This is a genomic window from uncultured Algibacter sp., assembly GCF_947495925.1.
GTDB lineage: Bacteria > Bacteroidota > Bacteroidia > Flavobacteriales > Flavobacteriaceae > Algibacter_E.
Window position 1 is genome coordinate 1 of record NZ_CANMAU010000013.1, and the last position, 6720, is coordinate 6720.

Sequence of the window (6720 nt, forward strand, 5' to 3'; positions counted from 1 at the left end):
GTTTTCCGTTCTTTTTTTGTTTGACTGGTAAATTCTGATAGCCATTTATGAAATATTCTTTAACCAAAAATTCCTTACCTTTTTTGCAGTTTATGATTCTACCGTAATTAGATATTTTAAACTTTTCCTTTTCAGATATTTTATCGTCAAACTCAATAATTTTCCATTTTTCGTTCCAATAATTCCGTATCATTCTCAATGCTTGTCTTAAATCTCATTAAAGTGAAATTTACAATAATTTCTCAAGTAAGAATTCTATTAGTTATCTCGAGGAATTAATCAGGTTCTGATGTGAGAAATGTTGGGTAACGTTGTTGTATATGGAAAGTTGCGAGTTTGTGTGCGAGGATTTTCCGAAGGAAAATCAGATGCTAGCAAACAAAGCAACTCACATTGGTTTAGGGTAAAACTAGCAATTTTTTATATACGGTGTTGTAGCACGTTTTTATTTATTCAATTGTTTTTTAATTTTCTCTCTGTCGTAATTCAAAATCCACTCATCAAATCGGTCATAAATTCCATTTAATAATTTCTTATCTGTTGCAAGAATATCTAAACCTCTGTCGTCATAAATATGGAATATCAATTTTTTGTCAATATTCATAAGATAAACTTCTTCTCGAATACAAGGTCGCATAGTTGGGAAGCCCGTATTACATAATCCGATAATTAGGTTGTCAACATTAATATTCTTTATATCTTCTTTGATTAAAAGCCTATTCCATTTCTCATTTGGTTCATACCTATTCGCAACTTTGTCAAAGACGTATTCGGTTTTCGAATCTGATTTTAGTAGTTTAAATATAAAATTCGATTTCTTAATCCGTTGTTTTCTCCACTTATAGCTAAATACAGATAAATAAACTGTGTCGTTAGGTTCAAAGCAGAATTCAAATAGTTTTTTAGCTCTGTGATAAACTTCGCTAAAGTAATCGTCATTATCAGTGTCAACAGGGTTTGTAAATTCCTTTTGTAAGTCAAACCTTAATCCTAAATCCCAATTGTAAAATAATGGCATTTTGATTTCCAGTCCGTTGAAATTGTCTTTTAAAAAGTCTAAATATTCAGTTTTTAGGTTCAATAGATTTCGGTTTTCTCAAATGTGCTACAACGTGTTTGTATATGGAAAGTTGCGTGTTTGAGTGCGAGGATTTTCCGAAGGAAAATCAGAAGCTAGCAAACAAAGCAACTAACATTGGTAAAGCACAAAATAGCAATTTTTTATATACTGTGTTGTACGCTGGCTTTTATTTTATTTATTAATACTATAATACTTGGAACTACTGAAAAGATTGCACTTAATCCAATTGTAAGTCCGAAATTTATATTGTTCCAATGAATTTTGACAATTCCGTTGTCACAAGCCGTACATTGTATTACTTTTAAATTTGCATTAATTGCTGAAATTAGGAAAATAGAGATTCCAAAAATCAGTAGGCAAATTATAACATTTTTCAAAATCCGCTTTGTTTTAAGTTTGATGTTTGCCAATAAAAAAGTCATTAAAGCAAATCCGAGTATATATTCGAATGTTCTGTCCGAAAAGATGGAAATATTTTTTCCCACAAATCGAATTTTGTCGGAAGTAGTAAATCGAAAAATATCTTGAATTATTTCTCTAAAGAAACCTTCAAAATAGAATCCGAAACTTATTCCAAGAATAAATCCTATTATTCCAATCAATACTTTTTTTATCAATTTGAGTGAGTTTTTGAGCTTGCGTACAACGTGCTTGTATAAGAATAGTGCGTAGTTTGGATGCGAGGATTTTCCGAAGGAAAATCAGATGCAAGCAAACAAGCACTAACTTTAGATTAAGGAATAAACTTACGCATTATTTTTATACATTGTTGCCAGTAGTTTTTATTTCGTTCAATACGATTTCCATATTTTTATTCATTTCGGTTTTTCCGTCCAATCTCAAAACTTTGCAGTCAAGTAATTTAATCCAATCCTGATGAACTTTTAAACTTCTACCGTCAAAATTTGGGTTTTCGTATTGGTCAGCCCATTCCAAAAATGCTTTTGAATTCCGTTGGATTTTTTTGTCAGTCAAAAGTTTTTCTCCGTAACGTTCAGCTTCACGTTTTTTCAGTCGTTCCATTCTTTCGGTATTTTCCAGTTGGATAAAAATGGCTAAATCAAATGCTGTTTCCCATTCTTTTCCCCAACTTACCATTGAACCACTTACTGCTACATTCTCAAATGTTTTGAAATCTACTTTCAGATTTTCATTCCGTTCGGTTAATGGTATTTTTTCTTGGAAGGGTGGATTTGTCTTTTTCCAGTAATAGTCATCAACGTCCAAGTGTCTAAAATCAGTTCTTTTCTCAATTTCATTTCCCAAAGTTGTGGTTCCTGAACCAGATGCTCCAAAAAGTAAAATTTTCATTCTAAAAGACTCGGTTTTTGATTTGGTTAAATTACTGGCAACGGTCTAGTATAAGAATAGTAGCGGATTTACACGCACCAACTTTTCGGTTAAACAAAGACCTTTTTTGTATTCATTTACTTTTGTTTTAGCTATTAAACCGCTATTATTTTTATACATTGTTACCTGCTGGCTTTCCATTTTTGATTCAATATATTATTTAATAAATCAAAATAATCCCACCCGATTTTTCTTGCAGAAAGTAAGGACAGGCTATCTTGTTTTTTTCTATGAGGTCTCGATGGTCCAGTCATATTCGGTTTCATATTTAGGTCAAATAAAAAGTATTTTCCTTGTTCATTTGCCCTACAATCTATTCTAATTGGTGCTTTAATTTCAATTAACTCTGCTGATTTGACACAATGTTCATACACTTCTTGAATTTCTGTCGTCTGTAACTCATCATCGCTCAAAACCTCACTATTTTCCATCACAGCTACTATTCCGTTGTAAGGTGCGATTCCGTCATTATGATTAAATCGTTTGACCGCAGGTAAGCACCAAGGTCTATTAAAATATTCCTCGTTGTTATTAATCACATAATTTCCTTGAGGCATTACTGTAATTGTAATTTCCTGTCCGTTTAAATATTGTTCAACATAAGCTGCGTTTCCGTAACTTTTTTCTGAAAAAATCTTGGTCAAATTTTCTTTGAGTTCATTGCGATTGTCAATTTTAGTAACGCCTTGACTTCCTCTTCCTCTAATTGGTTTAAGAACCAATGGAAACTCCAATTCAAGGGATAAACTTTTGTAATTTTCAATAGTAATAAGCTCGTTTTTTGGAATGGGAATATTATTAGATTTCAATAAACTATTAGTAAACATTTTATCATCAAACACATCAACCATTTCAGGTGTTTGTCCAACTATTTCCAATTCTTTGTCAAGATAATTTTCTATGGTATGGTGTTGATATAGAACTGTATTTAACCAAAAGATTTTTGCATCTTTTTGTAATGCCAGTTCAATCCCCTTTACTGTATCAGGAAAAACCCAATCTTTATCATTGTTTTGATTTGGATTTTTAACAGGTGTAACTACATCAATATTATTTTCTAATAGTTCAAATGCAATATCTGCTCCGCTGTCAGAATAACCTCCTGGTTTCATAGGTTTTTGGACTCCATCTTTTACGGGTGGAAGTTGAGCTTGGTACAATATTGCTAATTTGTTCATTTCGTTCTGTTCAGCTTGCAGGTAACGGTCTCGTATAAGAATAGTGCGTAGTTTGAGTGCGAGGATTTTCCGAAGGAAAATCAGATGCAAGCAAACAGGCACTAACTTTAGATTTAGGAATAAACTTACGCATTATTTTTATACATTGTTGTACACAGTTTTTTTCTACAACCCATTATTTATTTCTTGAATAAAGGCATTCTTTTTGCCAAGTATTTTAAAGTGATTTTATAAGCATCTTGAGTATTCCAAAAGGCAGTATGATCTTGACTATAAATATTATCTCCTTTATCGTTGAAGACATTCATCGTCATAGAGGTTGCATAATTCTGGGTACTGGTCGATACAGAAGAGCCATAAGATTGGCTTTTTCCATTATCTAAAGGATTTCCAATTAAATGTCCATGACTATCAATATAAGCCTTGTTATTCCCTTTGTTTTTTGTGGTTTCAGAATAAGTGTTGATGTTTTGTTGGGTTGTTTTTTCAACTGAAACCATTCCTTGAATCACATATTCAACTCCTAAAATTGTACAGATTTCTCCCATAGTATACCCTTGAATATTATTATTGGTAACTCCTGCTTTAATCAATAAAGCATTCGTGTCGTTAACGCTTAAGTAGGTTAAACCTCCACGATGTTTGCTTAAAAGTGCGAAAGTTTCAGTCTGAATTTTATTACTCATCACCAGATCTCCTTCCTGTTGGTCTTTAATGTAGGCAAAAGGCAAAACCGCTACTTTATTATGATGATCTGCTAAACTTGCATTATTAGAATGCCCCGGTTGATCAAACGCATTAAAGAATTGTACTCTACCAGAAGCAAAGGTGATTTTTACAACATCACTTTGTTTCACTTTATAAACAATCGTTTCATTTTTATAAATAAAGGATAGGGATTCCTCTTCCATACCTTTTACAGTTCCTTCCATTTCTTCGCCATTAGTTTTCAGAATGATGTCGAAGTTTTGTGCTATTGAAGAAAATCCGAAGCTCAAAAAGAGTAATAATAAGGTTACTTTATTTTTCATAAAATTTAATTTTATTAGATTCATTATGATTATTATTTATGGCTTAATTGTGTACAACGTGTTGGTATAAGAATAGTGCGTAGTTTGGGTGCGAGGATTTTCCGAAGGAAAATCAGATGCAAGCAAACAAGCACTGACTTTTGATTTAGGAATAAACTTACGCATTATTTTTATACGGTGTTGTAAGTAGTTTTTATTTTTTCTTTTATTTACTTTCCTTAATGGAGTCTTTTATCAGTGCATCATAAATATATGCAGGAGTCTTTGCTTTGACTTTGTCCATTTGATTTTGGATATGATTAGATAAAACCTCTTTTTCTTTTTCGTTTAAATTTTCAAGAATCCCGACCCTTCCATAAAAACTAATGTTTTCATCGTCTTTATGCACTAAGACAATTACAGGGTAATCTTTTTGCGCCTCGCGCATTTCGAGTTTTTTCTCGATTCCAGTTATTGGGTTTGGGCGATCTAAAAAATAAGTAAAGCTTATGTCTTTGACAATAGAATGGTCAAATGGATAGCTTGTCGGATTTGCAAATTTTATAATACCCTGAACTTCGTAAAAATCATCTTCGTTATAGTCCGAGTATTTTTTATCAGACTCGCAGGATAGAAGTCCGAATGATAGAATTAATAGTAGATTTATGGCTTTTCTCAAATTACTTACAACGTGCTTGTGTATGGAAAGTTGCGGTTTTGTGTGCGAGGATTTTCCGAAGGAAAATCAGACGTAACAAAATTGCAACTGCCTTTGATTAAGCACTAATTTAGCAATTTTTTATACACGTTGTTGCCAGTAGTACTTTATTTTTTCATTGTTGAAACTCTCCAAACTTGCTATTCTTTTCCGTCCATAAAAAGTATTCTCCAAATAAAGTTCCAGATAATAATTCCGACGTTATATTCTCAACTTTTTTTCCGTTTATTGTCAGTCCAATACTCTTGTTATCATCTAAATTTTCTTCAATTTCTCTCAAGAAATTAAACGCAGTAGAATCCAAAATATTCAGAACAAGTCTGTTCAGAGTTTCCGTTTGCTTTTCATTCAGTCTGTTAAAAAACTCAAATCGTTCGTCTTTTAGTTGCTGTAATTCAGGTGCTAAATTCGGGTTTTTGGATAATTCAGAATATTCTTTTTCAGACATAGATTTTCCAAAGTCTCTATTTTTTTTATAATATTCAAAATTTTCATCTCGTAATTTTTTCACGATGATTTCTCCAAGTTCTTTATAATCTTTAGAAAATTCCATTCAGTTAAATATTAGTTCAGATTTGCGTTTTTCCGTATTACTGGCAACGGTTTTGTATAAGGTTAGTGTGGGAGGTAGACAAACTTTATTTTGTCAGCCGAGCCACAAGCTTATACTTATTTTATGTTTTTATCTTGTCGACCTAAAAATAGATAAATAAGTTTAAGCGGACTTTATAAATAAACCAAAACTTTAGGCTAAACCATAAAAACCCACATTAATTTTATACGTTGTTGTAGCACGTTTTTTACTCATTCAATAGCTCATCTTTGTTAAATGAGAACATATTTATTTCGTGCATTTTTTTCTCAATATCATCATATTTCCCGACATAAAAACTGATAATTGGACAAGTTTGATATGTTCCAGTACTATCCGTTCTGCTTCCAATTCCAGAGTGCTGTTCTGCGAAAACATATATCGAATCCTTATCAAATTCAATATTTTCTTCGTGTATATTTATGAATCGTATTTCTTCTCGTTTACTTTCATTCACGTAATAATACTTATTAAACTGCCATCCAAATTCCGCTTTAAACTTGGTTGTCAATAATCCATTTATATCGACTTCGTAAACTCTTTTTCCATTTTCTAATTTTTCTTCCTTTCCTTTTCCGTCACATAGACTAATTTTAACAGGACCAACGTATCCTTTCGGAATCAGAGTTATTGTATCAGTCGAAGTGTTTGAACAACTAAATAATAATATTGAAGTAAGAATAATGATGTATTTCATGGTTTTCTTAAATGTGCTACAACGTTGTTGTATATGGAAAGTTGCGTGTTTGTGTGCGAGGATTTTCCGAAGGAAAATCAGAAGCTAGCAAACA

The 6720-nt window shown here is 32.0% G+C and carries 9 protein-coding genes; all 9 read right to left on the reverse strand.

The annotated features are described in order from the left end of the window. Positions 1–193: NUMOD4 domain-containing protein (locus Q0857_RS16540; protein ID WP_298537939.1), on the reverse strand; the 193-nt coding region annotated here is incomplete at its 3' end. A 252-nt stretch (positions 194–445) separates the two neighbouring features. Further along, positions 446–1081, reverse strand: a complete 636-nt coding sequence (locus tag Q0857_RS16545; protein WP_298537942.1) for a DUF3885 domain-containing protein — start codon at positions 1079–1081, stop codon at positions 446–448. A 140-nt stretch (positions 1082–1221) separates the two neighbouring features. Next, entirely contained in the window at positions 1222–1698 is a 477-nt protein-coding gene (locus Q0857_RS16550; protein WP_298537944.1) for a hypothetical protein, read from the reverse strand. Positions 1699–1840: 142 nt separating this feature from the next. Next, positions 1841–2392: an AAA family ATPase gene (locus tag Q0857_RS16555; protein WP_298537946.1), complete on the reverse strand. Its 552-nt coding sequence runs from the start codon at positions 2390–2392 to the stop codon at positions 1841–1843. Positions 2393–2553: 161 nt separating this feature from the next. Next, the gene (locus Q0857_RS16560) at positions 2554–3609 is read right to left on the reverse strand and encodes an ATP-grasp domain-containing protein (protein WP_298537948.1); all 1056 of its coding nucleotides are present in this window, start codon (positions 3607–3609) and stop codon (positions 2554–2556) included. Between the two features lie 179 nt (positions 3610–3788). Beyond that, positions 3789–4640 carry a hypothetical protein gene (locus Q0857_RS16565; protein WP_298537950.1) on the reverse strand — a complete coding sequence of 284 codons (852 nt, stop codon included), beginning with the start codon at positions 4638–4640 and terminating at the stop codon, positions 3789–3791. Between the two features lie 205 nt (positions 4641–4845). Next, entirely contained in the window at positions 4846–5298 is a 453-nt protein-coding gene (locus tag Q0857_RS16570; protein WP_298537952.1) for a hypothetical protein, read from the reverse strand. 154 nt (positions 5299–5452) lie between these two features. Continuing rightward, on the reverse strand, positions 5453–5890 hold the full coding sequence (locus Q0857_RS16575) for a hypothetical protein (RefSeq protein WP_298537954.1): 438 nt from the start codon (positions 5888–5890) through the stop codon (positions 5453–5455). 247 nt (positions 5891–6137) lie between these two features. Continuing rightward, positions 6138–6626 (reverse strand): hypothetical protein, encoded by a 489-nt coding sequence (locus Q0857_RS16580; RefSeq protein ID WP_298537956.1) that lies wholly within the window; start codon positions 6624–6626, stop codon positions 6138–6140. Positions 6627–6720 lie beyond the last annotated feature (94 nt).

Coding starts and splice junctions, on each gene's coding strand:
- Q0857_RS16565 (WP_298537950.1), bottom strand. CDS start 4,640: ATGAAAAATAAAGTAACCTTATTATTACTCTTTTTGAGCTTCGGATTT.
- Q0857_RS16560 (WP_298537948.1), bottom strand. CDS start 3,609: ATGAACAAATTAGCAATATTGTACCAAGCTCAACTTCCACCCGTAAAA.
- Q0857_RS16555 (WP_298537946.1), bottom strand. CDS start 2,392: ATGAAAATTTTACTTTTTGGAGCATCTGGTTCAGGAACCACAACTTTG.
- Q0857_RS16575 (WP_298537954.1), bottom strand. CDS start 5,890: ATGGAATTTTCTAAAGATTATAAAGAACTTGGAGAAATCATCGTGAAA.
- Q0857_RS16580 (WP_298537956.1), bottom strand. CDS start 6,626: ATGAAATACATCATTATTCTTACTTCAATATTATTATTTAGTTGTTCA.